Origin of the sequence: Citrobacter sp. U14242, from assembly GCF_046555775.1 — a bacterium.
In the GTDB taxonomy this organism is placed as follows: domain Bacteria; phylum Pseudomonadota; class Gammaproteobacteria; order Enterobacterales; family Enterobacteriaceae; genus Citrobacter.
The window spans coordinates 38,584-64,248 of the sequence record NZ_JBKGLW010000014.1 but is presented as its reverse complement, the minus strand read 5'-3'; the positions used below and the strand labels follow the sequence as shown (position 1 = coordinate 64,248).

The 25,665-nt window shown below is 52.8% G+C and carries 24 protein-coding genes; 14 read left to right on the top strand and 10 right to left on the bottom strand.

The window, feature by feature from the left end; translation table 11 throughout:
* Positions 1–32: 32 nt before the first annotated feature.
* From sbp to cpxP, 4 genes are all read right to left on the bottom strand, one after another.
* Positions 33–1,022, bottom strand: a complete 990-nt coding sequence (gene sbp / locus ACLJXE_RS20875) for a sulfate/thiosulfate ABC transporter substrate-binding protein Sbp (RefSeq protein WP_410751908.1) — start codon at positions 1,020–1,022, stop codon at positions 33–35.
* Between the two features lie 205 nt (positions 1,023–1,227).
* Positions 1,228–2,190 (bottom strand): 6-phosphofructokinase, encoded by a 963-nt coding sequence (pfkA, locus tag ACLJXE_RS20870; protein WP_003028778.1) that lies wholly within the window; start codon positions 2,188–2,190, stop codon positions 1,228–1,230.
* Between the two features lie 183 nt (positions 2,191–2,373).
* On the bottom strand, positions 2,374–3,276 hold the full coding sequence (fieF, locus tag ACLJXE_RS20865) for a CDF family cation-efflux transporter FieF (RefSeq protein ID WP_286631047.1): 903 nt from the start codon (positions 3,274–3,276) through the stop codon (positions 2,374–2,376).
* A 147-nt stretch (positions 3,277–3,423) separates the two neighbouring features.
* On the bottom strand, positions 3,424–3,924 hold the full coding sequence (gene cpxP, locus ACLJXE_RS20860; RefSeq protein WP_137381452.1) for a cell-envelope stress modulator CpxP: 501 nt from the start codon (positions 3,922–3,924) through the stop codon (positions 3,424–3,426).
* A gap of 150 nt (positions 3,925–4,074) precedes the next feature.
* On the opposite strand from cpxP, the gene cpxR reads away from it, so the two are divergent.
* Positions 4,075–4,773: an envelope stress response regulator transcription factor CpxR gene (gene cpxR / locus ACLJXE_RS20855; protein WP_048214010.1), complete on the top strand. Its 699-nt coding sequence runs from the start codon at positions 4,075–4,077 to the stop codon at positions 4,771–4,773.
* Positions 4,770–6,143, top strand: coding sequence for an envelope stress sensor histidine kinase CpxA (cpxA, locus tag ACLJXE_RS20850; RefSeq protein WP_286631046.1), 1,374 nt, complete (start codon positions 4,770–4,772; stop codon positions 6,141–6,143). The genes cpxR and cpxA overlap by 4 nt, the downstream gene beginning before the upstream one ends.
* Before the next feature lie 58 nt (positions 6,144–6,201).
* Here the strand turns inward: cpxA and yiiM are convergent, their stop codons facing one another.
* Entirely contained in the window at positions 6,202–6,876 is a 675-nt protein-coding gene (gene yiiM / locus ACLJXE_RS20845) for a 6-hydroxyaminopurine reductase (protein ID WP_410751907.1), read from the bottom strand.
* Positions 6,877–7,036: 160 nt separating this feature from the next.
* Between yiiM and ACLJXE_RS20840 the strand changes: the two genes are divergently transcribed.
* Complete coding sequence (locus tag ACLJXE_RS20840) at positions 7,037–7,927, top strand: dihydrodipicolinate synthase family protein (protein WP_410751906.1); 891 nt, start codon at positions 7,037–7,039, stop codon at positions 7,925–7,927.
* Between the two features lie 83 nt (positions 7,928–8,010).
* On the opposite strand, the gene kdgT is transcribed toward ACLJXE_RS20840, so the two are convergent.
* Both kdgT and sodA read right to left on the bottom strand, forming a co-directional pair.
* Positions 8,011–8,994 carry a 2-keto-3-deoxygluconate transporter gene (kdgT, locus tag ACLJXE_RS20835; RefSeq protein WP_003028743.1) on the bottom strand — a complete coding sequence of 328 codons (984 nt, stop codon included), beginning with the start codon at positions 8,992–8,994 and terminating at the stop codon, positions 8,011–8,013.
* Between the two features lie 236 nt (positions 8,995–9,230).
* Positions 9,231–9,851 (bottom strand): superoxide dismutase [Mn], encoded by a 621-nt coding sequence (gene sodA / locus ACLJXE_RS20830; RefSeq protein WP_005121766.1) that lies wholly within the window; start codon positions 9,849–9,851, stop codon positions 9,231–9,233.
* 451 nt (positions 9,852–10,302) lie between these two features.
* On the opposite strand from sodA, the gene ACLJXE_RS20825 reads away from it, so the two are divergent.
* The 5 genes from ACLJXE_RS20825 (at position 10,303) to ACLJXE_RS20805 (ending at position 16,793) form a co-directional block, all read left to right on the top strand.
* Complete coding sequence (locus tag ACLJXE_RS20825; protein ID WP_410751905.1) at positions 10,303–11,208, top strand: aminoimidazole riboside kinase; 906 nt, start codon at positions 10,303–10,305, stop codon at positions 11,206–11,208.
* A gap of 175 nt (positions 11,209–11,383) precedes the next feature.
* Positions 11,384–12,901: a carbohydrate porin gene (locus ACLJXE_RS20820; RefSeq protein ID WP_410751904.1), complete on the top strand. Its 1,518-nt coding sequence runs from the start codon at positions 11,384–11,386 to the stop codon at positions 12,899–12,901.
* Between the two features lie 67 nt (positions 12,902–12,968).
* Entirely contained in the window at positions 12,969–14,339 is a 1,371-nt protein-coding gene (locus ACLJXE_RS20815) for a sucrose-specific PTS transporter subunit IIBC (RefSeq protein ID WP_410751903.1), read from the top strand.
* Positions 14,339–15,748: a sucrose-6-phosphate hydrolase gene (locus ACLJXE_RS20810; protein ID WP_410751902.1), complete on the top strand. Its 1,410-nt coding sequence runs from the start codon at positions 14,339–14,341 to the stop codon at positions 15,746–15,748. Before ACLJXE_RS20815 ends, ACLJXE_RS20810 begins: the two co-directional genes overlap by 1 nt.
* Positions 15,749–15,776: 28 nt before the next feature.
* Positions 15,777–16,793: a LacI family DNA-binding transcriptional regulator gene (locus ACLJXE_RS20805; protein ID WP_410751901.1), complete on the top strand. Its 1,017-nt coding sequence runs from the start codon at positions 15,777–15,779 to the stop codon at positions 16,791–16,793.
* Positions 16,794–17,070: 277 nt separating this feature from the next.
* Here ACLJXE_RS20805 and ACLJXE_RS20800 read toward each other — a convergent pair whose 3' ends face one another.
* Complete coding sequence (locus ACLJXE_RS20800) at positions 17,071–17,619, bottom strand: helix-turn-helix domain-containing protein (protein WP_410751900.1); 549 nt, start codon at positions 17,617–17,619, stop codon at positions 17,071–17,073.
* A gap of 101 nt (positions 17,620–17,720) precedes the next feature.
* Between ACLJXE_RS20800 and ACLJXE_RS20795 the strand changes: the two genes are divergently transcribed.
* On the top strand, positions 17,721–18,380 hold the full coding sequence (locus ACLJXE_RS20795; RefSeq protein ID WP_286631039.1) for an AzlC family ABC transporter permease: 660 nt from the start codon (positions 17,721–17,723) through the stop codon (positions 18,378–18,380).
* Positions 18,380–18,703 (top strand): AzlD domain-containing protein, encoded by a 324-nt coding sequence (locus ACLJXE_RS20790; RefSeq protein ID WP_286631038.1) that lies wholly within the window; start codon positions 18,380–18,382, stop codon positions 18,701–18,703. The genes ACLJXE_RS20795 and ACLJXE_RS20790 overlap by 1 nt, the downstream gene beginning before the upstream one ends.
* 42 nt (positions 18,704–18,745) lie before the next feature.
* Here ACLJXE_RS20790 and ACLJXE_RS20785 read toward each other — a convergent pair whose 3' ends face one another.
* Entirely contained in the window at positions 18,746–18,958 is a 213-nt protein-coding gene (locus tag ACLJXE_RS20785; protein WP_003825262.1) for a DUF1471 domain-containing protein, read from the bottom strand.
* 128 nt (positions 18,959–19,086) lie between these two features.
* Positions 19,087–19,923: a formate dehydrogenase accessory sulfurtransferase FdhD gene (fdhD, locus tag ACLJXE_RS20780; protein WP_410751899.1), complete on the bottom strand. Its 837-nt coding sequence runs from the start codon at positions 19,921–19,923 to the stop codon at positions 19,087–19,089.
* A 194-nt stretch (positions 19,924–20,117) separates the two neighbouring features.
* Between fdhD and fdnG the strand changes: the two genes are divergently transcribed.
* The 4 genes from fdnG to fdhE are packed head-to-tail and all read left to right on the top strand — an operon-like array spanning position 20,118 to position 25,641.
* A complete protein-coding gene (fdnG, locus tag ACLJXE_RS20775; protein ID WP_286631036.1) occupies positions 20,118–23,168 on the top strand; it encodes a formate dehydrogenase-N subunit alpha in 3,051 nt (1,016 codons plus the stop codon).
* A 12-nt stretch (positions 23,169–23,180) separates the two neighbouring features.
* Complete coding sequence (gene fdoH / locus ACLJXE_RS20770) at positions 23,181–24,083, top strand: formate dehydrogenase O subunit beta (protein WP_202037268.1); 903 nt, start codon at positions 23,181–23,183, stop codon at positions 24,081–24,083.
* Positions 24,080–24,715, top strand: coding sequence for a formate dehydrogenase cytochrome b556 subunit (fdoI, locus tag ACLJXE_RS20765; protein ID WP_410751898.1), 636 nt, complete (start codon positions 24,080–24,082; stop codon positions 24,713–24,715). The genes fdoH and fdoI overlap by 4 nt, the downstream gene beginning before the upstream one ends.
* Positions 24,712–25,641 (top strand): formate dehydrogenase accessory protein FdhE, encoded by a 930-nt coding sequence (fdhE, locus tag ACLJXE_RS20760; RefSeq protein ID WP_003028685.1) that lies wholly within the window; start codon positions 24,712–24,714, stop codon positions 25,639–25,641. Before fdoI ends, fdhE begins: the two co-directional genes overlap by 4 nt.
* The last annotated feature ends 24 nt before the right edge of the window (positions 25,642–25,665 follow it).

The window sequence follows — 25,665 nt, the reverse complement described above, 5'->3', positions numbered from 1 at the left end:
TATGCCACCGGGTTCTGTCGTGACCTCAACCTTTAGCGTTTGCTGATCTGGTCAAAGGTACCGCCGTTAGAAAAATGCGTTTTCTGCGCTTTCGTCCAGCCGCCAAACTCTTCATCAATGGTGAACAGTTTCAGTTTCGGAAATACGCTTTCGTATTTCTTCGCGACGTCAGCATCACGCGGGCGATAGTAGTTTTTCGCCGCAATCTCCTGACCTTCCGGGGAATAGAGATACTTCAGGTAAGCTTCTGCCACCGCTTTGGTATCTTTCTTTTCCACGACTTTGTCGACAACGGAAACGGTCGGCTCAGCGAGGATAGACTCACTTGGGGTGACTATCTCGAATTTATCTTTGCCCAACTCATTCGTGGCCAGCAACGCTTCGTTTTCCCAGGCGATTAGCACATCGCCAATCCCTCGTTCAACAAACGTATTGGTTGAGCCCCGCGCGCCGGAATCCAGTACTTCAACGTTTTTAAACAGTGCCTTGACGAAGTCCTGCGCTTTGGCCTGATCGTTGTTGTTGTGATGCAAAGCGTAGCCCCATGCTGCCAGATAGTTCCAGCGTGCGCCGCCTGAGCTTTTCGGGTTTGGAGTAATCACTGACACACCCGGTTTAACCAGATCGTTCCAGTCATGAATTTGCTTTGGGTTGCCTTTGCGTACCAGGAAGACAATGGTGGAGGTGTAAGGCGCAGAATTGTCCGGCAAGCGTGTAATCCAGTTTTTATCGATACGGCCACGTTCAGCAATGGCATCCACATCGTAAGCCAGCGCCAGCGTCACGACATCGGCTTCGATACCGTTGATGACAGAGGTCGCCTGTTTACCAGAGCCGCCGTGTGACTGCCGGACAACGACGTTATCGCCTGTTTCCTGCTTCCAGTGTGCGCTGAATGCTTTGTTGTACTGTTCGTACAGTTCACGTGTTGGATCGTACGATACGTTAAGTAACTGAATATCCTTTGCCAGAACGCTGGTCGATGCCAGCAATAATGTTAACCCTACGCCCCATTTGTTCATCGCCCAGCTCTCTTATGTGGTGTTGTGATGAGCAAAGCGTGCCAGAAAGAGATCCAAACATTAAAGAATAAAAAAAGATTTGCTATAACTTTGGGGAATAAATATGAGGGATTGCCGGATGGCAGCTAGCGCCTTATCCGGCCTACAAGTCTCTGCAACCTTTAGGCCGGGTAAGTGTAGCGCCACCAGGCGCGCAAAAAGACAATCAGTACAGTTTTTTCGCGCAGTCCAGCCAGTCACCTTTGAACGGACGCTTCATGTTCTCGATAGCATCGATAATATCGTGGTGAACCAGTTGCTCGTTCTGAATACCGACGCAGCGACCGCCATGACCTGCCAGCAGCAGTTCAATAGCATATGCCCCCATACGGGACGCCAGAATACGATCGTAAGGAACCGGAGAACCACCACGCTGGATGTGACCCAGTACGGTAGAACGCGTTTCACGGCCCGTTTCTTTCTCAATGTAATGTGCCAGCTCATCAACGTCACACATGTGCTCAGTGATCGCTACGATGGCGTGTTTTTTACCTTTTGCGATACCGGCTTTGATTTCAGCAACCAGATCGTCGCGGCTAAATTCAACTTCCGGAACCACGACAAATTCACAGCCACCGGCAATTGCTGCAGCCAGGGTCAGGTCGCCACAGTAGCGGCCCATCACTTCAACGATGGAGATACGCTGGTGAGAAGATGAAGTATCACGCAGACGGTCAATCGCTTCGACGACGGTACCCAATGCGGTGAAGTAACCGATGGTGTAGTCGGTGCCTTTAATATCGTTGTCGATAGTGCCCGGCAAGCCGATGCACGGGAAGCCCATTTCAGTCAGGCGTTTTGCACCCATGTAAGAACCGTCACCACCGATAACAACCAGGGCGTCGATGCCACGTTTCTTCAGATTTTCGATAGCCACTGCACGCACATTTTCGTCGCGGAATTCCGGGAAGCGAGCAGAACCGAGGAAAGTACCACCACGGTTGATCATGTCGGACACGCTGTAGCGGTCAAGCTGGACCATACGGTCTTCGTACAAACCCAGGTAGCCATCATGGATCCCCATGACTTCCAGTCCTTCCGTTAACGCTGCACGTACAACACCACGGATTGCTGCGTTCATGCCCGGCGCATCACCGCCGCTTGTCAACACACCGATTTTCTTAATCATGACTACCTCTGAACTTTGGAATGCAAAATGAAATCTGCTGCCGGAAGTCGATTCCGCATATCGAAACGATCCAACGAATATGCAGATAGTATAACAATCACTTCCTGCTGAATTGATTCAGGTCAGGCCAAATGGTGGTAATTTATACACAAAATGCTGGCCCGGCTCACTTTTTACAACGAATTATGAAAGCTCAAACATCCTGCCTTCCTTGGGTACGACTGAACAGGGATCCTGGTGAATAATCACATCCGATCCCGGGAAACGCCGTAAAATTGCCTGCTCCACCTGCTCAGCCACTAAATGCGCCTGAACGAGCGGCAGATTATCTTCCATTTCCAAATGAATCTGAATAAAGCGGGTCGGCCCTGACTGCCGCGTGCGAAGATCGTGAGCGCCGCTGACACCTGGCCATGACGTCACTATATCAATAATTTCCTGACGTTCCTCATCGGGTAAGGCGCGATCCAGCAAGGATTGCACTGCCTCATACCCCATGCGTAATGCACTGTATAAAATATAGATGCCAATCCCGAGCGCAAACAAGGCATCCGCACGATGCCAACCGTACCAGGCCAGTCCAAGCGCAACGAGAATTGCACCGTTCATCATAACATCAGACTGATAATGAAGCATATCTGCCCGTACAGCCTGACTTTGCGTACGTTTCACCACCCAGCGCTGAAACGTGACCAGAATGATAGTACAAATTAACGCAATAACGGTGACAACGACCCCGACCCCCGGATCTTTCATCGGCGTCGGTTGGATGAGATGCTGAATCCCGGTCAGGAATAAAAACAACGCCGAACCGGAAATAAACATACTTTGCGCCAGCGCCGCCAGAGATTCCGCTTTCCCGTGCCCAAACGTGTGCTCATCATCTGCTGGCTGCAACGAATAACGTACGACCAACAAATTGGTTAGCGACGCAGCGATATCGACCAGGGAATCCACCAATGCCGCCAGAATACTGACCGATCCGGTGTACCACCACGCAAAAATTTTGATCAAAAGTAACAGAGAAGCCATCACGGTCGCAGCGATTGCCGCCCGACTGACCAGTCGCCCATAGGTTTGATTCATAAACACTCCTGCCAGGATATGCCGCTAGTATAACGGATGAAGTAAAACAGTCAGGCAATAACCGAGTGACAAATTTTGGGCAAAAAAAACCCCCACATCATGTGGGGGAAGACAGGGATGGTGTCTATGGCAAGGAAAACAGGGTTACTACTGGGAACGTGAGTTGCTACTACTCAATAAATTCAACGATGAGCTTTTTTGCCATTGCGTTACATCACGCAGTTGCTCCATTCGTTGTTCATGTTTCTCATTTAAAACCGCTTGCTGCTCGGGCGTTAACAGGCGATACATCTGGTTGCGGACCCTGGCTATTTCAACCTGGCGGGCAACCTGTTCTTGTGCCATTTTTTCTGCCTGAGCGCGCACAGCGCTTTCATCAAATTTCTCTGCTGTGACAAGACGATGCATTGTCTCCATTTCGCTAACATTAACAGGAGGCTGTTCGTGTCTTGCCTGCTGCATTAAATCTCGCATCTGTTGACGTTGATGTTCGGTTAAACTGATACCGTCAAACATGTGGCTCTGTACGCTGCGCTGCGATGAGCCTTCACCCAGGTGCCAGTGATCGCCTGTGACGACTTCAGCTGCATGGCTTAAAGTACTGAGTGCCAGCGTTGAGGCCATGACGGCAGCGGTAACTTTGCCCATCACTTGCTCCCAAAATCTTTTCTGTCGCGATTCAACGAGAGACAGTTTACGATTCGGGCTGCAAACATGCGTCAGGGGGTGTAAAACAACGTAAAGTCATAGATTAGCGACGCCTGATGACGTAATTTCTGCCTCGGAGGTACGTAAACAATGAATAAAATCCTGTTAGTTGATGATGACCGAGAGCTGACTTCCCTGTTAAAGGAGTTGCTCGAAATGGAAGGTTTCGATGTGCTGGTTGCCCATGATGGGGAGCAGGCACTTGAGCTTCTGGATGACAGCATCGATTTACTTTTGCTCGACGTCATGATGCCGAAGAAAAACGGCATCGATACACTGAAAGCGCTTCGCCAGACACACCAGACGCCCGTAATCATGCTGACCGCTCGCGGCAGCGAATTGGATCGCGTACTCGGCCTTGAGCTGGGCGCGGACGACTATTTACCCAAACCCTTTAACGACCGCGAACTGGTCGCGCGTATCCGCGCTATTCTGCGCCGCTCTCACTGGAGCGAACAACAGCAGACCAGCGATAATGGCTCGCCGACGCTGGAAGTGGATGCGTTAAGCCTGAATCCGGGTCGCCAGGAAGCCAGTTTTGATGGGCAAACCCTGGAGTTAACCGGCACCGAATTCACCCTGCTTTATTTACTGGCACAGCATCTCGGCCAGGTGGTTTCTCGTGAACACCTGAGTCAGGAAGTTCTGGGCAAACGCCTGACGCCGTTTGACCGCGCTATCGACATGCACATCTCGAACCTACGTCGTAAGCTGCCAGAGCGGAAAGACGGGCACCCGTGGTTTAAAACCTTGCGTGGTCGCGGCTACCTGATGGTCTCCGCTTCATGATAGGAAGCTTAACCGCACGCATCTTTGCCATCTTCTGGTTAACGCTGGCACTGGTGTTGATGTTGGTACTGATGCTGCCCAAGCTCGACTCACGCCAGATGACCGAGCTACTGGACAGCGAGCAGCGCCAGGGTCTGATGATCGAGCAACACGTTGAAGCGGAGCTGGCGAACGACCCACCCAACGATCTGATGTGGTGGCGTCGCTTGTTCCGTGCTATCGACAAGTGGGCGCCGCCAGGACAGCGGTTATTGCTTGTCACTACAGAAGGACGTGTGATCGGCGCAGAACGCAACGAAATGCAGATCATTCGTAACTTCATTGGTCAGGCTGATAACGCTGACCATCCGCAGAAGAAAAAATATGGTCGCGTTGAGATGGTCGGGCCCTTCTCCGTCAGAGATGGTGAAGATAACTACCAGCTGTATCTCATTCGACCAGCCAGCAGTTCACAGTCTGATTTCATCAACCTGTTGTTTGACCGGCCACTGTTGCTGCTGATCGTCACCATGCTCGTCAGCTCGCCGCTGCTGCTTTGGCTGGCATGGAGCCTGGCGAAACCAGCGCGTAAGCTGAAAAATGCGGCGGATGAGGTGGCACAGGGTAACTTGCGTCAGCATCCGGAACTGGAAGCCGGCCCGCAGGAATTTCTGGCGGCAGGTGCCAGTTTTAACCAGATGGTGACCGCGCTGGAACGCATGATGACCACGCAGCAACGCCTGCTGTCGGACATCTCTCACGAGTTGAGAACGCCACTAACACGTTTGCAACTGGGGACTGCGCTGCTGCGCCGTCGTAGTGGTGAGAGCAAAGAGCTGGAGCGCATTGAAACAGAAGCGCATCGGCTGGACAGTATGATCAACGACCTGCTGGTGATGTCGCGTAATCAGCAGAAGAACGCGCTGGTCAGTGAAACCATGAAGGCTAATCAGCTATGGGGCGACGTGTTGGATAACGCCGCCTTTGAAGCCGAGCAGATGGGCAAATCGCTTACAGTGAATTTCCCACCGGGACCGTGGCCGCTGTATGGCAACCCGAACGCACTGGAAAGTGCGCTGGAGAACATTGTTCGCAACGCCCTGCGTTACTCGCACACCAGGATTGAAGTGGGCTTCGCGGTGGATAAAGACGGGATCACCATCACCGTAGACGATGATGGTCCGGGCGTGAGTCCCGAAGACAGAGAGCAGATTTTCCGTCCGTTCTATCGCACCGATGAAGCGCGCGATCGTGAATCCGGTGGGACAGGTCTGGGTCTGGCGATTGTTGAAACCGCTATTCAGCAGCATCGGGGCTGGGTGAAGGCCGAGGACAGTCCGCTGGGAGGTCTGCGTCTGGTGCTCTGGTTGCCTCTGTATAAGCGTTCGTAGCTGTTTTTGTGCCGGGTGGCGGCTTCGCCTTGCCCGGCCTGCTTTTCCCGTGGGGGAACTAGTTCCCCCACAATCTCCGCGAATTATCTTCAATCCTGCCGCTTAAACGGCGTTTCTGCATCGTTCTGGTCCAACTTTTCGATAACCCCGCCGCCGACAGCAGGCGGTGATACTGGTCATCGTCAAACGGCATATGCCACGCAATGGCAATTGCCTCCCGCAGACTGACATCGCTCACACGCGACACCAGCTCCAGCGGCGCATCCGCCGACACTTGCCCCGGCGCGATAACACTGTACAGCCAGCCTATTTTCCCCGCAGCCTGCATCTGACTTGCCATGTCGCTAATGCCAAAATGGAAATTCAGCTTAAAACACGGTGAACGCGGCTGCGTGACCTGAATCAGCGCCTCGCCCCACTGGAAAATATCGCCGATACAGACATTCTCTTCTGTCAGCCCAAGCGTTGAAAGGTTCTCTCCAAAGGCAGGGGCAACAAATAACTCCGCTTGTTCGGGGAATTCTTGTATCCAGTGCTGATAGTGTTCACGCGGATAGTGGCACAGCGCGCGATCCGGCCCACCATGAATTTTAGTCTCCGCCTGTTCATCGCCCGTTAGCCCCAGATCGGTCAGCATCAACTCGCCATCAACCTGAACTTTAGCAATCGCGCTGGGACGACTTCCCGTGTAGTCCCGAATCTTGCCTGTAAAAACATCGACCGGATATCGCATCTGTTCCCTCTCCCGATAAGTTTCTCCCATTACACCATATTTATTTTACCCCAGTCGCTCAAAATGAGAGCACGGTTCACATGAAACGTAGGGACACATGCTATCAATGTAATCTTGTAATCTTGTTTTGAAACATCATTTCAATTAAGGAGTCGACTACGTGACTGGTCAATCACAATTTGCTGGCGTCTGGTGTCCTTCCATTACGCCAATGGACAATGATGGCAAGATCGATCTCAATGGTCTGAGCCAGCATCTCAAACGCCTTACTGAGGCAAAAATCGACGTTATTTTGTTGATGGGCAGCATTGGGGAATTTGCTTCCTTTACGCTCGAAGAAAGGCTGTTGCTGATCCGTGAAGCCCGTGCCATGAGCTCGCTGAAGATGGTCGCGAACGTCTCATCCACCTGCCAGAATGATGTTTTGCTGATGGCCCAGGAGGCGCATCGCACCGGATACGATGCCGTCATGATCCTGCCGCCATACTACTACGGTCAAACGTCGAAGCAGCTACTAAGCTACTTTCGCCAGTTGGGACAGAAGCTCAGCAGCAAATGGTTTGTCTATAACTTCCCGGCGCGAACTGGCTGCGATTTAACGCCTGAGCTGGTTGCCAAGCTGGCAGCTGAATTCCCGAACTTTGCTGGCATTAAAGATACCGTGGACTGCCAGTCCCACACCCGCAGCATGATCCAGAAAACCCGGGCCGTGCGGGAAGATTTTGCGGTGCTGTCTGGTTATGACGAATACTACATTCCTAACCTGCTGGCTGGCGGCGCGGGGATCATCTCGGGCCTCAACAACGTTATGCCTGAGCTGTTTGTCAGCGCACGCGAGGCGTTTAAACAGGGCGATCTGGCGGCGCTGCGTGAGATTCAGGATAAGATTGGCACCTACATGTCCATCTACGCGATCGGCGAGGATTTTGTCACTACCATCAAGACCGTTGTGTCACGGAAGTTTGGCTACTGCACCGGAGTATCACGAAACGCGGGTGGAGAGTTGAACGAGGACGAATGCAGAATAATTGATCAGACATTTGTTCTTTAGTTTTAAGCCCAATGCCCGGTGACGCGAACGCTCACCGGGCATAACCTGGCCGGATAAGCGCAGCGCCATCCGGCTATAGCTCGTTATTTTACTGTGCCGCGAAGATCAATTTCCGCCGCTCTGGCTTTGGCTCTTTTCGACCAGATGGAGGTGATAATCGGTACGAGGATCGAGGTTACAATCACTGAGGTCGCCACCAGGGAGGTGGCCGCAGGTGCCATTGGTTTAAACGCCGGGACCATTTCCGCAATCAGCACCGGAGTGGCGACCGCCGCCCCCGCAGAACTTGACGCCGCAATCCCCGCGGTACCATCCCCACCACCAATCAGTTTATCAGCGATAATCAACGGAATACCGGTAATGATAATCACCGCAACGCCCAGTAAGATCCCCAGTACACCAGTCTGAGCAATCACACTTAAATCAATAGTGTTACCCAATGCGAAGGCAAAGAAAGGGATGAGTGTTTGTACCGCTTTGCTGAAGAATTCCCGCAGCTCAGGGTCCAGATTACCCAGCGCAAAACCAATCAGGAACGGCAATACCGCCCCCACAAATACATGCGGTTCAAACGAAGCAATCCCGGCGGTTCCCAGAATCACCATGGTCATCAGCGGACCAGACTCCAGCGACATCAGGACAAACGCCCCAGCCTCTTCTTTGGTGCCATATTGCTGCATGATCGAGGCATACAGCCCGCCGTTAGTCATATCCATTGCGGCCACCAGCGCCAGCGTGGACAACCCGGCGAAGAACCCCACTTCCACGCCATGTTCAGGAAGAATACGTGATGCAATCGCCGCTACCACCCATGCGACCAGGATCTTGGTTATCACTAACGTGCCGGATTTACGCAGTACGGTTCCGGTAGCGCTCAGTTTAATCGACGCCCCCATGCAAAAGAACCAGACGGCCAGAATCGGCACCGTACCGGTGATCATACCGTTGGTAAATGAGCCGAAGTATTTCCCGGCGCCGGGTGAAAAGGTGTGACATAACGCGCCCAGAAAAAGTGGTACCAACATCATACCGCCTGGGATTTTCTCTATCGTACGTTTGATCTGCATTTCCATCACCTGTAGACATAAAAATGGGGCAATTTTTATGGGCGACTGCATCTTGCTTATGAGATGCGCCCGTCTTGATGAAAAGAAGATAGACATTCAGAGAAACTATAAAAGTGATCCCACTCGCATAATAAAACCTTGTTTCAATTTAAATGGATCATTGTTTTTATATTGATTTTGATCACAAAAAAGCCCCCACAAGCATCGCTTGCAGGGGCATCATTAAAACGTAGAACTTATTTTTTCGCGGCGAAACGCGCTGCAGCTTCGTCCCAGTTCACCACGTCCCAGAACGCTTTGATGTAGTCCGGGCGACGGTTCTGGAATTTCAGGTAGTAAGCGTGTTCCCAGACGTCCAGGCCCACAATTGGGAAGCCGGAAGCGCCAGAGATAGCTTCACCCATCAGCGGGGAATCCTGGTTAGCGGTGGAAACAACAGCCAGTTTGTCACCTTTCAGAACCAGCCACGCCCAGCCGGAACCGAAACGAGTTGCTGCTGCTTTTTCAAATTCAGCTTTGAAATTGTCAACGGAACCGAAGTCACGTTCGATAGCCGCTTTCAGGTCGCCCTGCAGCGTGGTACCGGTTTTCAGACCTTTCCAGAACAGGCTGTGGTTAGCGTGGCCGCCAGCGTTGTTACGCAGAACGGTTTTCTTATCCGCAGGCAGCTGATCCAGTTTGGTGATCAGCTCTTCAGCAGACAGGCTCGCAAATTCAGGCAGGCTTTCCAGCGCAGCATTAGCGTTGTTTACGTAAGCCTGGTGGTGTTTGGTATGGTGGATTTCCATCGTCTGCTTATCGAAGTGCGGTTCAAGGGCATCATAAGCGTACGGCAGGGATGGCAGTGTATAACTCATAATCATCTCCAGTATTGTCGGGCGGCCAGTGTTAACGCCGCGTAAGCAGTTGGGTCATTATAGTTAATTAAATGATATTGAAAATGATTATCAATGCCGTACTTTTTACATGGTTATAGCTTTTAGTTATCAAACAGGCGCCATATGGCAGAATGCCTATGAGAGGGGCGTGTATGCCCAGCCGATTTATCGTGTCATCACTGCTGAGAGGGTAGGAATAACGAATATATCCTTTACATTCCGACAGCATCACGCAGGTTCCGCCAGTAAGAAACATACACCTCATTCAACTCCTGCTGCAGAGTTGACAATATTCACTGGCCACAGGCTACGTGTTAACAGGGATGACCTTCGTTTCAACACACTATTTATGCCCTATATATTTTCCGTTCGCCAGGCCTGTGCTTAAATAGCTAAAACGGTTTAACTATAGTTTAGCTAAGAGGTGTACATGAAAAAGGTCTGGGTACTTGGCGATGCCGTCGTGGATTTATTACCGGATGGAGAGGGTAAATTACTGCAATGCCCAGGAGGGGCACCGGCAAACGTCGCGGTAGGTATCGCAAGGCTTGGCGGGGAAAGTGCGTTCATCGGCAGAGTTGGAGACGATCCCTTTGGCCGATTTATGCAAAAGACATTAGCGGCTGAAAAGGTGGATGTGCAATGGATGCGGCGCGATCCTCTTCATCGCACGTCAACGGTGGTGGTCGACCTCGACGAGCAAGGCGAGCGTTCGTTTACCTTCATGGTACGCCCAAGTGCCGATTTGTTCCTGGAACCTGCCAATATTCCCGCTTTTCAAGTGGGAGAATGGCTCCATGTCTGCTCCATCGCCCTGAGTGCAGAACCCAGCCGTAGCGCGACGTTTCAGGCGATGGATGCGGTAAAACGTGCAGGCGGCTATGTCAGTTTTGACCCTAATATTCGCCTCGATCTCTGGAATGATAACGATACGCTGCGCCAGTGCCTGGAACAGGCGATGAGCAAAGCGGATGTGGTGAAACTCTCCGTCGAGGAACTTCACTTTGTCAGCGGTTATCAGGCCGTAGAAGAAGGGCTGGTGGAGCTAATGCGGCATTGTCCCGCCAGACTGGTCCTGGTCACACAGGGTAAAGACGGGGTGATTGCCTGGCATGACGGAAATGCCGTGCTTTATCCGGCAGCACCTGTGGAGAGTGTTGATACAACCGGTGCGGGGGATGCATTTGTTGCAGGACTGCTCTACGGACTCGCCAACAACGGATTGTCTGCGGCCCAGGAACTCACTTCCATCATCGGTTTAGCACAACGCTGCGGAGCGCTGGCAACCACGGCAAAAGGTGCGATGACCGCGTTACCTTACCATCACGAACTGTAAATCTTCCCTTCACAGGCCGCTCTCTGGCGGCCTGAATTGTCGCCCTGGTCACAATTACTAAATCGGTTTAGCAAAAAACATTGCTCATCTAAAATTCACGGGTTTAGTATCATCAACCTAAACCGGTTTAGCAATTTAGCAACTATAAATAACTTCTTTTTAGGGATGCGACAAAATGTATAAAAAACGCAGAGTTGCCGTGATGATTGGCATGCTGGCCGGTAGTACCTCTGTTTTTGCCCAAACGGATATGACAAGTATCGAGACACGCCTTGCCGCGCTTGAACAACGTCTTCAGGACGCAGAAACCCGTGCCCAGGTTGCAGAAAAACGTGCGACGGTAGCCGAACAAAAAACACAGCAATTGGTGGCTGCCCAACAAAAAGCGCAGACAACAACTCAGGACGTCGTGCAGCGAACCGCCATGCTGGAGAAGAAAGCCGACCAGAGCAGTGGTTTCGAGTTCCACGGTTATGCGCGTTCCGGTCTGCTGATGAACGATGCCGCATCCAGCAGTAAAAGTGGTCCATACCTGACGCCAGCCGGTGAAACAGGGGGCGCAATTGGCCGTCTGGGTAATGAAGCGGACACCTACGTTGAGCTCAATGTTGAGCATAAACAGACGCTGGATAATGGCGCGACGACTCGCTTTAAAGCCATGCTGGCAGACGGGCAAAAGACATATAACGACTGGTCCGCCGATACCAGCGACCTCAATATTCGCCAGGCGTTTGCTGAGCTGGGCAATCTGCCTGATTTTACCGGCGCACTGAAGGGCAGTACGTTCTGGGCCGGTAAACGTTTTGACCGTGACAACTTTGACATCCACTGGCTGGATTCCGATGTGGTGTTCCTGGCCGGGACCGGTGGCGGTGTGTACGACGTGAAGTGGAATGACACACTGCGCAGCAACTTCTCGATTTATGGGCGCAACTTCGGCAGTGAAGAACAGATCGACAATAACGTTCAGAACTACATTCTGAGCATGAACCACTTCGCCGGGCCGTTCCAGTTGATGGTGAGCGGACTGCGCGCCAAAGATAACGATGACCGCAAAGATGCTAACGGCGACCTCATCAAAACAGATGCGGCAAACAACGGTGTTCATGCTCTGGTCGGCCTGCATAACGACAGCTTCTATGGCATGCGTGAAGGTTCCGCCAAAACGGCTCTGCTGTACGGCCACGGGCTGGGGGCGGAAGTAAAAAGTATCGGTTCCGACGGTGCACTGTTATCGGATGCTAATACCTGGCGCTTTGCCAGCTACGGTGTGACCCCGCTGGGTGGCGGCTGGCACATCGCTCCGGCAGTGCTGGCGCAAAGCAGTAAAGATCGTTATGTGAAAGGTGACAGTTACGAGTGGGTCACACTTAACACTCGTCTGATTAAGGAGGTCACGCAGAACTTTGCCCTGGCCTTTGAGGGAAGCTATCAGTACATGGATTTAAACCCGGAAGGGTATAAAGACCGTAACGCCGTGAACGGTAGCTTCTACAAACTCACCTTCGCCCCGACGCTGAAAGCGGGCAAGATCGGTGATTTCTTCAGCCGCCCTGAACTGCGCCTGTTCGCAACCTGGATGGACTGGAGCAGCAAATTGGATAACTACGCCAGCGATGATGCCTTTGGCAGCAGTGGTTTCAATGCCGGCGGGGAATGGAACTTTGGGGTACAGATGGAAACCTGGTTTTAACCCTTCACGCTCCCACACTGCGTGGGCGTGACTTACATCATAAAAATGAGGTCAGGCAGAGGTGTCTATGGATTTTGATAATATCGCCCGTGAGCTTATTCCGCTGCTCGGTGGCAAAGAGAACATCGCCAGTGCTGCGCACTGTGCTACGCGTCTTCGTCTGGTACTGGTCGACGATGCGCTTGCCGATCAGCAGGCCATCGGCAAGGTGGAGGGGGTAAAAGGGTGTTTTCGTAATGCCGGTCAGATGCAGGTGATTTTCGGTACGGGAGTGGTCAATAAAGTCTACGCCGCGTTTATTCATGCGGCAGGGATCAGTGAATCCAGTAAGTCGGAAGCGGCCGATATGGCGGCGCGTAAACTGAATCCGTTCCAGCAAATCGCGCGTCTGCTGTCGAACATCTTTGTTCCGATCATTCCGGCGATTGTGGCCTCCGGGTTGCTGATGGGCCTGCTGGGCATGGTGAAAACCTACGGCTGGGTCAATGCCGATAATGCGCTCTACATCATGCTAGATATGTGCAGCTCGGCCGCGTTTATTATTCTGCCGATCCTGATTGGTTTTACCGCCGCCCGTGAATTTGGCGGTAATCCTTATCTGGGGGCAACACTGGGCGGGATTTTGACTCACCCGGCACTGACCAACGCCTGGGGTGTGGCCTCCGGTTTCCACACCATGAACTTCTTTGGGTTAGACATCGCCATGATTGGCTATCAGGGAACGGTGTTCCCGGTGCTACTGGCGGTCTGGTTTATGAGTATTGTCGAGAAACAGCTGCGTCGCGTTATTCCTGATGCACTGGACCTGATTTTGACCCCGTTCCTGACGGTCATTATTTCCGGTTTTATTGCCTTGCTGATTATTGGCCCTGCGGGTCGTGCATTAGGGGACGGGATCTCATTCATTCTGAGTACGCTGATTGAACACGCGGGCTGGCTGGCCGGGCTGCTGTTTGGCGGTTTATATTCGGTGATTGTGATTACCGGCATTCACCACAGCTTCCACGCGATTGAAGCAGGTTTGTTAGGTAACCCGGCCATTGGCGTTAACTTCCTGCTACCGATCTGGGCGATGGCGAACGTTGCACAGGGCGGGGCATGTCTGGCCGTGTGGTTCAAAACCAAAGACGCAAAAATAAAGGCCATTACCTTACCGTCAGCCTTTTCTGCAATGCTTGGGATCACCGAGGCGGCGATTTTCGGTATTAACCTGCGTTTTATGAAACCTTTCATTGCAGCCCTGATTGGCGGTGCAGCAGGCGGGGCATGGGTTGTTTCTGTACATGTTTACATGACGGCGGTCGGGTTGACAGCAATCCCTGGAATGGCAATTGTACAGGCAAGCTCACTTCTGAATTATATTCTCGGCATGGTGATTGCCTTCATGGTGGCGTTTATCCTCTCGCTTCTGCTGAAGTACAAAACGGACGCTGAATAATGACCTTACCTTCACGCTGGCCTGCTGTATTGCAGGCCGTAATGAAAGGCCAGCCACGCGCACTGGCTGACAGCCATTATCCGCAATGGCATCCCGCGCCTGTCACAGGGCTGATGAACGATCCGAACGGCTTTATCTGGTTCGCCGGGCGTTACCATCTGTTTTACCAGTGGAACCCACTGGGATGTGACCACCGTTATAAGTGCTGGGGTCACTGGAGCTCTGTCGACCTGGTACACTGGCAACATGAGCCTATGGCGCTGATGCCGGATGAGGAGTACGACCGCAGCGGATGTTATTCCGGCAGCGCCGTCGATAACAACGGCGTACTGACTCTGTGCTACACCGGCAACGTGAAGTTTGACGACGGTAGCCGTACGGCCTGGCAGTGCCTGGCTGTACAAAAAGCGGATGGCAACGTTGAGAAACGTGGCCCCGTAATGGCCCTGCCGGAAGGGTATACCGGGCACGTGCGTGATCCAAAGGTGTGGCAGCACAATGGAGAGTGGTTCATGGTGCTGGGCGCACAGGATCTGCAAAAACGCGGCAAAGTCCTGCTTTTTAAATCACCGGATTTAAACACGTGGCATACCTGCGGTGAGATAGCCGGTCATGGTGTGAATGGCCTTTCCGATGCAGGTTATATGTGGGAGTGTCCGGATCTGTTTGCACTCGACGGCACACACATTCTGATCTGCTGTCCGCAAGGGCTGACGCGCGAAGCACATCGCTATCTCAATACCTATCCGGCAACCTGGATGAGTGGAGCGTTTGACTATGATCGTGCGACGTTTGATCACGGCGCACTGCACGAGCTGGACGCGGGCTTTGAGTTCTATGCGCCGCAAACCACGCTGGCCGCCGACGGACGACGTATTCTGATTGGCTGGATGGGCGTTCCTGACGGGGAAGAGATGTTACAGCCGACTCGCACGCAGGGCTGGATCCACCAGATGACCTGTCCACGTGAACTGCGGTATCGCGACGGAAAATTATGGCAAACCCCGATTCGTGAACTGGAGCAACTGCGTCAGGAGGAACAACGCTGGCAGGGCAACGCGTGTGATGCTCCGGATCTGGATGCGACAGGTCTGGAGTTTGAGCTAACGCCGTCGTCATCGGTCAGTGTGGATTTTGCACACACGCTGCGGTTAACGGTCGACAGTGACGGACTGCGTCTGGAACGAGCCAGTCTGCAAAACGGAGAAACGCTGACACGCTACTGGCTGGGTGATGTCCAGCATTTACAGGTTCTGTGTGACCGCTCCAGTGTTGAAATTTTCATCAATCATGGCGAAGGCGTGATGAGCAGCCGCTATTTTCCTGGCCATCCAGCACGGGTGAGCTTCGAAGGTGCGTCCGACATCACATTACGATACTGGTCGCTGCGCGGCTGCATGATAGAATAGAGGTTTTGGCAGCCGGATCTAGGTCGTTGTGAGAAAAACAAAACGCGTCACAATAAAAGACATCGCAGAACTGGCGGGGGTATCAAAAGCCACCGCCAGCCTGGTCCTGAACGGACGCAGTAAAGAGCTTCGTGTAGCGGAAGAAACCCGTGAACGCGTGCTGGCCATTGCGAAAGAGCACCACTATCAACCGAGCATTCATGCACGTTCTTTGCGTGATAACCGTAGCCACACCATCGGACTGGTCGTTCCCGAAATCACCAACTACGGTTTTGCAGTCTTTTCTCATGAACTGGAGACCTTGTGCCGTGAGGCGGGTGTTCAGTTGTTGATCTCCTGTAGTGATGAAAATCCGGGCCAGGAAACGGTGGTGGTCAACAATATGGTGGCGCGGCAGGTTGATGGTCTGATTGTCGCATCCAGTATGCTCAATGATACAGACTATCAAAAGCTGAGCGAACAACTGCCGGTTGTTCTGTTTGACCGTCACATGAACGACAGCTCTCTTCCTCTGGTTATCACGGACTCCATCAGGCCAACGGCTGAACTGGTGGCAGAGATTGCCCGTGAACATCCTGATGAAGTCTATTTCCTCGGTGGTCAGCCACGCCTTTCCCCTACACGCGATCGTCTTGAAGGGTTTAAGCAAGGTTTGCGCGATGCAAATGTTGAATTAAGGCCGGAATGGATCATTCATGGGAATTATCACCCCAGTTCCGGCTACGAAATGTTTGCTGAGCTGTGCGCGCGGTTAGGTCGTCCTCCTAAGGCACTATTCACGGCAGCGTGCGGATTACTAGAGGGGGTATTGCGCTATATGGGTCAGCACAATCTGCTGCAAAGCGAGATGAGGCTGGCCAGTTTTGACGATCACTATTTGTATGATTCCCTTACCATACCTATCGATACGGTTCGCCAGGATAACCGTCAATTGGCATGGCACTGCTTTGATTTGATTGGCAAATTGATCGAAGGGGAAACCCCGGAGCCATTGCAGCGTACATTGAATGCGACCTTACAGCGGCGATATAAAAAGGCAGAGTGAATCTGCCTTTTTGTTTATTGATTATCCGCCCCAACATCAATTAGCAGACGAAATCACAGCGTAAATGGTTAGCCGATAAATAGATAAGCTGCAGGCATTAAAAATCACACTCACGATGTGTAATCTCGGCATGACATACTGAAACACTTGTATATGCTTCGCCAATAACGCACTGTCTCAGCACGAAATTATAGCGTTAGCCGACCACTACACACTGAACTGAAAGAGGTATTTTCAACAGGGGCGTGCGCACGCGCTTAGGAGAAGCGACAACACACTAATTCTGTTCTGCCACCAGAATCGCCTGCGTATCAGGCTCCAGCGCTTTAAAGATATGTTCCTGATCGGCGGGATAACAAATATAGTCTCCCTCACCCAACTCTTCCGGTGCCTCAGTCAGCCCGACCAGCGCTTTGCCCTGCGTCACAATAATGTGCTCAATCGATCCCGGTGGGTGTGGCTGTGAAATACGGTCCGCACCAGGTTGCGTCAGCAGCAGGTAGATATCCCGCCTGGCGCCCGGTGGGCAAGCTGCCAATAAAATCGCCTGATAATGGGCCTGTTCCGCCACCACTTTTGTCCCTTCACCGCGACGAATCACCTGCGTTTTTTGCTCCAGCGGTTCCAGTAATCGGGCAAAAGGGATATCCAGCGCCACACACAGTGACCAGAGCGTTTCCAGGCTAGGATTTCCATTACCCGCTTCCAGCTGCGAAAGCGTAGATTTTGCAATCCCCGCACGCCGCGCAATCTCTGCGAGCGATAAACCGGTACGCTGACGTTCGCGCACCAGACTTTTGGCAATCATACTGATGGGTTGGGTCATATTCGACTCTGTGTTTTTTATATCGAACGAATCGTTCGACTTGTAAATAAAATCTGTTCCGTTCATTATAATGGAAATTCGTTCGATATGGCTAAAACAGCATGAAACATTATTTTTCCAGCCTCAAAGGCGACACGATAAAAGCAATATTTTTAGTGTGCCTGGCCGTCGGTGTGGTGGGCATGTCCTACGGTTCGCTGGCAATGGCTTACGGCTTCCCGATTTGGGTGCCCTTTGTACTCTCGATTACAGTGCTGGCCGGGGCTTCTGAATTTATGTTCATCGGTATTATCGCCAGCGGCGGAAATCCGTTGGCAGCAGCGGCAGCCGGTTTACTGGTGAATGCCCGACATGTGCCGTTTGGTGTTACGGTACGCGATCTGGTCGGCACTCGCGCCGCCAGCTTTCTCGGCTGCCATATTATGAACGATGAAAGTGTGGTGTTCGGCTTATCGCAAAAAACACCGGAACAACGTAAAGCCGCCTACTGGTTATGCGGTCTGGGCGTCGCCATTTTCTGGCCGATTGGCACACTGATCGGTGCTGGTGTCGGTAAGCTGCTCCCGGCACCTGAAACCATTGGGCTGGATGCCGTTTTCCCTGCCATTTTGTTGGCCTTAGTGGTTCCGGCCTTTAAAAACCGCACCACGCTCATCCGTGCCTGTAGCGGGGCCACTTTGTCACTCGCGTCCGTACCTTTCGCGCCGGTAGGCTTGCCGGTACTGCTCTCACTGTTTGGCTTACTGACGAGGAAAAAATAATGGGTAATATGACGCTGTTTATCGTCGGGATTGCCGTGTTGTCTTTGGGTACATATTTAATGCGCTTAGGGGGAGCAAAACTGGGAGGCCGTTTAGCCTTTTCTGAACGTTCACAGGCGTTGCTTTCTGATGCTGCAACGGTATTACTGTTCTCCGTCGCGCTGGCAACCACCTTTTATGAAGGTGAACACTTTGCTGGTATGGCGCGCGTACTCGGTGTGGGTTTTGCGGTCTTTCTCGCCTGGCGTAAGATGCCATTGATTGTGGTGATTATCGCTGCAGCAGTGGTAACTGCGCTGCTGAGAATGGCGGGTATAAGCTAAAAAAGCGCCCCGGGGGCGCTTTTTCTACCGTACTGAAATAACTTATTTCAGCAGTTCAGCAGTCATATGCACACGGTTACCCGTGTAAGCCTGAGTGATTTTATAATCGCTGGCGCCTGCACGTTCAGCCTGAGCGGCAATTTTTGCTTCAGCACTTTCCAGCGTAGAACCGGTTGCGGTAACTGTCTGAGCAGCGAAAGAACCGAAAGAAGTAGCGAGAGCGATAACTGCGACAAAAGTTTTGATGCTTTTCATGATATAAACCCTTTCACTTAGTTGTTTGAGTAAGGCACCGTGCCTTGATGTGATAAATAGTAGTCTTCATATCACACAACTAAAAGCGGAAGGATTTGCCCATCTTATTCAAATTAACTGAACACTTATTACTCAGCAATCAGCCGCTGCGGATGGGTATAGATAGTCGCCCTGCCCGGTTTGCAAAAACCCACCAGCGTCAGGTTACAACGTTCGGCAACGTCTACGGCAAGCGTCGTGGCGGCTGAGACAGCAAACAGGATCTCCACGCCACACATCGCCGACTTTTGCACCATCTCGTAGCTGGCGCGGCTGGAAACTAACACCGCGCCCTGTTGCCAGCTTTCCCCTTCCACTGCGCGTCGTCCCAGCAGTTTATCCAGCGCAACGTGGCGACCCACGTCTTCATGACCACCCATCAAATGGCCTGACGGCTGTACCCAGGCCGCAGCGTGCGTACAGCCTGTGAGCTGTCCCACGGGCTGATAATCGTGCAGATGTCGTAATGCGATATCGAGGTTCGCAAGGTTAAATGTCTGGGTAAACGGCAGAGGCTGGACCGGTTTGCCAATGTCATTGAGCTGCTCCACGCCACAAACGCCACAACCGGTACGTCCGGCCAGTGCACGACGTCGCTCCTTCAGCCCCATAAATCGACGACTGGAAAGCTCAACCTGCACTTCTAATCCGTTGCAGGAAGGAACCACTTCCATGCCAAAAATATCCTGAGGGCGCTCAATAATGCCTTCAGAAAGTGAAAAGCCCATCGCAAAGTGCTCAAGATCTTTCGGTGACGCCATCATCACCACGTGCGAAATCCCGTTGTAAACCAACGCAACCGGCACTTCTTCAGCGACGACATCCGGCTGAGGATGTTGCAAATCCTCGCGTTTCCAGAGGGTCAGCTGGCGCGATCCTGTCAAAGCCGTCACATTTTTGATGTTTTCTCGAATAATCTTATTCACTTTCTTTTAACCATATTGGAACACACATACCAACATTGTGGTATTCTTTACAAACCCCTCCTGGACGGAGGGAAATTCACCCAATTCTGGACCTTTGCGGTCCCGTCCGCAAAGAAAAATAACAACCACGTCCCTCACGCTCGAGTAACGGAAAAGTGAAGGGAACGTGACAATGTCGAAACAAGGAGCGAACCATGCAGGTCAGCAGAAGGCAGTTCTTTAAGATCTGCGCTGGCGGTATGGCAGGCACCACGGCAGCGGCACTGGGCTTTGCACCCGGCGTAGCGCTCGCGGAAACACGGCAATATAAACTGCTGCGTACCCGCGAAACCCGTAACACCTGCACTTACTGTTCCGTTGGCTGTGGACTGTTAATGTACAGTCTCGGTGACGGAGCAAAAAACGCCAAAGCATCCATCTTCCATATCGAAGGGGACCCGGATCACCCGGTGAACCGTGGCGCGCTGTGCCCGAAAGGGGCAGGACTTGTGGACTTCATCCATTCCGAAAGCCGCCTGAAATTCCCGGAATACCGCGCACCAGGTTCTGATAAGTGGCAACAAATTAGCTGGGATGAGGCATTTGACCGCATCGCGAAGCTAATGAAAGAAGACCGCGACGCTAACTACGTTGCGCAGAACGCCGAAGGCGTTACCGTTAACCGCTGGCTTTCCACCGGGATGCTGTGTGCTTCCGCGTCCAGTAATGAAACCGGCTATTTAACACAAAAATTCTCCCGCGCGCTGGGTATGCTCGCGGTCGACAACCAGGCGCGTGTCTGACACGGACCAACGGTAGCAAGTCTTGCTCCAACATTTGGTCGCGGTGCGATGACCAACCACTGGGTCGACATTAAAAACGCCAACCTCATTGTGGTGATGGGCGGTAACGCCGCTGAAGCTCACCCGGTCGGGTTCCGCTGGGCGATGGAAGCCAAAATTCACAACGGCGCGAAGCTGATTGTTATCGATCCACGCTTTACGCGAACCGCAGCGGTGGCTGATTTCTATGCCCCAATTCGTTCCGGTACTGACATTGCCTTCCTGTCAGGCGTCTTGCTGTACCTGCTGAATAACGAAAAATTCAACCGCGAATACACCGAGGCCTATACCAACGCCAGCCTGATCGTGCGTGAGGATTACGGTTTCGAAGATGGCCTGTTCACCGGCTACGACGCGGACAAACGCAAGTATGACAAAACCAGCTGGAACTACGAGCTGGATGAAAAAGGCTTCGCCAAACGCGATATTACGCTGCAACACCCACGCTGCGTGTGGAACCTGCTGAAACAGCACGTCTCCCGCTACACGCCGGACGTCGTAGAAAACATCTGCGGTACGCCGAAGGCTGATTTCCTGAAAGTCTGTGAGTACATTGCAGAAACCAGCGTAAAAGATAAAACCGCGTCGTTCCTCTACGCGTTGGGCTGGACACAGCACTCCATTGGCGCGCAGAACATCCGCACCATGGCGATGATCCAGTTACTGCTTGGCAATATGGGGATGGCTGGCGGCGGTGTTAACGCCCTGCGCGGTCACTCTAATATCCAGGGGCTGACTGACTTAGGCCTGCTGTCACAAAGCCTGCCAGGCTACATGACGCTGCCAAGCGAGAAACAAACCGACCTGCAAACCTACCTTGCTGCCAACACGCCAAAACCGTTGCTGGAAGGTCAGGTGAACTACTGGGGCAACTACCCGAAATTCTTCGTTTCGATGATGAAAGCCTTCTTTGGCGATAAGGCGACAGCGGAAAACAGCTGGGGCTTTGACTGGCTGCCGAAGTGGGATAAAGGGTACGACGTACTGCAATACTTCGAGATGATGAACCAGGGCAAAGTGAATGGCTATATCTGCCAGGGCTTTAACCCGGTCGCCTCATTCCCGAACAAAAACAAGGTTGTGGCTTCACTGTCTAAACTGAAGTTCCTGGTGACCATCGACCCACTCAACACTGAGACATCCACCTTCTGGCAAAACCACGGTGAGTCGAACGATGTGGATCCGTCGAAAATCCAGACTGAAGTGTTCCGTCTGCCATCCACCTGCTTTGCCGAAGAGAACGGTTCTATCGTGAACTCCGGTCGCTGGTTGCAGTGGCACTGGAAAGGCGCGGATGCCCCAGGGATTGCCGCTACCGATGGTGAGATCCTCGCCGGTATCTTCCTGCGTCTGCGTAAGATGTATGCCGAACAAGGTGGAGCGAACCCGGAACAGGTGCTGAGCATGACCTGGAACTACTCCACACCGCATGAGCCGGCTTCAGAAGAAGTGGCAATGGAGAGCAACGGTAAGGCGCTGGCCGATATTACCGACCCGGCAACCGGTGCGGTTATCGTGAAGAAAGGCCAACAGCTGAGCTCGTTCGCCCAACTGCGTGACGATGGTACCACCTCCAGCGGTTGCTGGATTTTCGCCGGTAGCTGGACGCCAGAAGGCAACCAGATGGCCCGTCGCGATAACGCCGACCCGTCAGGTCTTGGCAATACGCTGGGCTGGGCATGGGCATGGCCGCTCAACCGACGCATTCTGTATAACCGCGCCTCCGCTGACCCACAGGGGAATCCGTGGGATCCAAAACGTCAGATCCTGAAATGGGATGGCGCGAAATGGAGCGGGATGGATATTCCGGACTACAGTGCCGCCGCACCTGGCAGCAACGTTGGGCCATTCATCATGCAGCCTGAAGGGATGGGACGTCTGTTTGCTATCGATAAGATGGCGGAAGGGCCGTTCCCGGAACACTACGAGCCGTTTGAAACGCCGCTGGGCACTAACCCGCTGCACCCGAACGTTATCTCTAACCCTGCCGCCCGTATCTTTAAAGGCGACGAAGAAGCACTGGGTAAAGCGGATAAGTTCCCGTACGTCGGGACGACCTACCGTCTGACCGAACACTTCCACTACTGGACCAAACATGCGCTGCTTAACGCCATCGCCCAGCCGGAACAGTTTGTGGAAATTGGTGAGAAACTGGCGAACAAGCTCGGCATCTCCCACGGCGATACGGTCAAAGTCTCCTCTAACCGCGGCTACATTAAAGCCAAAGCAGTGGTGACCAAACGTATTCGCACGTTGAAGGCAAACGGTAAGGATATCGACACTATCGGTATTCCTATTCACTGGGGCTACGAAGGCGTAGCTAAAAAAGGCTTTATCGCCAACACGTTAACGCCATTCGTCGGTGATGCGAACACGCAAACACCGGAATTTAAGTCCTTCCTCGTGAACGTGGAAAAGGTGTAACGGAGACGACCTATGGCTTATCAATCGCAAGACATCATTCGTCGTTCCGCCACTAACGGTTTCACCCCCGCGCCTCAGGCGCGGGACCATCAGGAAGAGGTGGCGAAGCTTATCGACGTCACCACCTGTATCGGCTGTAAAGCGTGTCAGGTGGCGTGTTCGGAGTGGAACGACATCCGTGATGAGGTGGGTAACAACGTTGGGGTGTACGACAACCCGGCTGATTTGACCGCCAAATCCTGGACGGTGATGCGCTTCTCGGAAGTGGAGCAGGACGACAAACTCGAATGGCTGATCCGTAAGGATGGCTGTATGCACTGTGCCGATCCGGGCTGCCTGAAGGCGTGCCCGGCTGAAGGGGCAATCATTCAGTATGCCAACGGTATCGTCGACTTCCAGTCCGAACAGTGTATCGGCTGCGGTTATTGTATTGCAGGCTGCCCGTTCGACGTACCGCGCCTCAACCCGGAAGACAACCGCGTCTATAAATGTACGCTGTGTGTTGACCGCGTGGTGGTGGGCCAGGAACCGGCCTGTGTAAAAACGTGCCCAACCGGTGCAATTCATTTCGGCACCAAAGAGTCGATGAAAACGCTGGCGGGCGAGCGTGTAGCGGAGCTGAAAACACGTGGTTACGAAAATGCGGGTCTGTACGATCCGGCAGGCGTTGGCGGTACGCACGTGATGTATGTGCTGCACCATGCTGACAAGCCGAACCTGTATCACGGCTTGCCAGAGAACCCGGAAATCAGCGCCACCGTCAAATTCTGGAAAGGCATCTGGAAACCCCTCGCAGCGGTCGGCTTTGCAGCGACATTTGCGGCCAGTATCTTCCACTACGTCGGTGTAGGCCCAAACCGTGCGGAAGAGGAAGAAGACAATCTGCATGAAAAAGACGACGAGGTGCGCAAATGAAACGACGTGACACCATCGTGCGCTACACGGCGCCGGAACGCATCAACCACTGGATCACCGCCTTCTGCTTCATTCTGGCAGCGGTGAGCGGGATGGGCTTTCTCTTCCCGTCGTTTAACTGGCTAATGCAAATTATGGGCACTCCACAGCTGGCGCGAATTCTGCACCCGTTTGTCGGCGTGATCATGTTTGCCTCGTTTATCATCATGTTTTTCCGATACTGGCACCACAATCTAATCAATCGGGATGATATCTTTTGGGCGAAGAATATTCGTAAGATTGTCATCAACGAGGAAGTAGGTGACACGGGACGTTATAACTTCGGCCAGAAATGCGTATTCTGGGCGGCGATTACCTTCCTGGTCCTGTTGCTGGTGAGTGGAGTGGTCATCTGGCGTCCGTATTTTGCGCCTGCTTTCTCAATCCCGGTGATCCGATTCGCGTTAATGCTGCATTCATTTGCCGCAGTAGCGTTAATTGTGGTTATCATGGTGCACATTTACGCCGCCCTTTGGGTGAAAGGCACCATTACCGCGATGGTGGAAGGATGGGTCACCAGTGCATGGGCGAAGAAACATCACCCGCGCTGGTACCGTGAAGTCCGCAAGACAACGGAAAAGAAAACTGAATGAGTATTCGCATAATCCCGCAAGATGAGCTGGAGAAGAGCGAGAAACGCACGGCGGATATGATTCCGCCGTTATTATTCCCCAGACTCAAAAATTTGTATAACCGCCGCGCTGAACGCCTGCGCGAGCTGGCCGAGAACAACCCGCTGGGCGATTATCTGCGCTTCGCGGCGCTGATTGCCCACGCGCAGGAAGTGGTGTTGTATGACCATCCGTTACAGATGGATCTTACTGCGCGTATCAAAGAAGCAAACGATCAGGGCAAGCCGCCGCTGGATATCCACGTCCTGCCGCGCGATAAACACTGGCAAAAACTGCTGCAGTCGTTAATTGCTGAGCTGAAGCCAGAAATGAGCGGTCCCGCGTTAGCGGTGATCGAGAATCTGGAAAAAGCCTCAGAGCAGGAACTGGAGCTGATGGCCAGCGCGCTGTTTGCCTCCGATTTTGCCTCCGTCAGCAGCGACAAAGCACCGTTCATTTGGGCTGCTTTGTCGCTCTACTGGGCGCAGATGGCGAGCCTGATCCCCGGCAAAGCCCGTGCGGAATACGGTGAACAGCGTCAATACTGCCCGGTGTGTGGTTCAATGCCGGTTTCCAGCATGGTGCAAATCGGTACCACTCAGGGGCTGCGTTATCTGCACTGCAACCTGTGCGAAACCGAGTGGCACGTCGTGCGCGTGAAATGCAGCAACTGCGAACAGAGCCGTGATTTGAACTACTGGTCACTGGATAACGAGCAAGCGGCAATTAAAGCCGAAAGCTGCGGCGACTGCGGGACTTACCTGAAGATTCTATATCAGGAAAAAGACCCGAAAGTAGAAGCTGTTGCTGACGATCTCGCTTCACTGATGCTGGACGCACACATGGAGCAAGAGGGCTTTGCCCGCAGCTCCATCAACCCGTTCCTGTTCCCGGGTGAAGGGGAGTAAGTCTTTTGTTGTATCGGGCGGCGT

Bases quoted from the DNA above. Each gene is read 5' to 3' on its own strand.
- sbp (WP_410751908.1), bottom strand. From the start codon at position 1,022: ATGAACAAATGGGGCGTAGGGTTAACATTATTGCTGGCATCGACCAGC.
- pfkA (WP_003028778.1), bottom strand. From the start codon at position 2,190: ATGATTAAGAAAATCGGTGTGTTGACAAGCGGCGGTGATGCGCCGGGC.
- fieF (WP_286631047.1), bottom strand. From the start codon at position 3,276: ATGAATCAAACCTATGGGCGACTGGTCAGTCGGGCGGCAATCGCTGCG.
- cpxP (WP_137381452.1), bottom strand. From the start codon at position 3,924: ATGGGCAAAGTTACCGCTGCCGTCATGGCCTCAACGCTGGCACTCAGT.
- cpxR (WP_048214010.1), top strand. From the start codon at position 4,075: ATGAATAAAATCCTGTTAGTTGATGATGACCGAGAGCTGACTTCCCTG.
- cpxA (WP_286631046.1), top strand. From the start codon at position 4,770: ATGATAGGAAGCTTAACCGCACGCATCTTTGCCATCTTCTGGTTAACG.
- yiiM (WP_410751907.1), bottom strand. From the start codon at position 6,876: ATGCGATATCCGGTCGATGTTTTTACAGGCAAGATTCGGGACTACACG.
- kdgT (WP_003028743.1), bottom strand. From the start codon at position 8,994: ATGCAGATCAAACGTACGATAGAGAAAATCCCAGGCGGTATGATGTTG.
- sodA (WP_005121766.1), bottom strand. From the start codon at position 9,851: ATGAGTTATACACTGCCATCCCTGCCGTACGCTTATGATGCCCTTGAA.
- ACLJXE_RS20825 (WP_410751905.1), top strand. From the start codon at position 10,303: ATGAAAAAGGTCTGGGTACTTGGCGATGCCGTCGTGGATTTATTACCG.
- ACLJXE_RS20820 (WP_410751904.1), top strand. From the start codon at position 11,384: ATGTATAAAAAACGCAGAGTTGCCGTGATGATTGGCATGCTGGCCGGT.
- ACLJXE_RS20815 (WP_410751903.1), top strand. From the start codon at position 12,969: ATGGATTTTGATAATATCGCCCGTGAGCTTATTCCGCTGCTCGGTGGC.
- ACLJXE_RS20810 (WP_410751902.1), top strand. From the start codon at position 14,339: ATGACCTTACCTTCACGCTGGCCTGCTGTATTGCAGGCCGTAATGAAA.
- ACLJXE_RS20800 (WP_410751900.1), bottom strand. From the start codon at position 17,619: ATGACCCAACCCATCAGTATGATTGCCAAAAGTCTGGTGCGCGAACGT.
- ACLJXE_RS20795 (WP_286631039.1), top strand. From the start codon at position 17,721: ATGAAACATTATTTTTCCAGCCTCAAAGGCGACACGATAAAAGCAATA.
- ACLJXE_RS20790 (WP_286631038.1), top strand. From the start codon at position 18,380: ATGGGTAATATGACGCTGTTTATCGTCGGGATTGCCGTGTTGTCTTTG.
- ACLJXE_RS20785 (WP_003825262.1), bottom strand. From the start codon at position 18,958: ATGAAAAGCATCAAAACTTTTGTCGCAGTTATCGCTCTCGCTACTTCT.
- fdoH (WP_202037268.1), top strand. From the start codon at position 23,181: ATGGCTTATCAATCGCAAGACATCATTCGTCGTTCCGCCACTAACGGT.
- fdoI (WP_410751898.1), top strand. From the start codon at position 24,080: ATGAAACGACGTGACACCATCGTGCGCTACACGGCGCCGGAACGCATC.
- fdhE (WP_003028685.1), top strand. From the start codon at position 24,712: ATGAGTATTCGCATAATCCCGCAAGATGAGCTGGAGAAGAGCGAGAAA.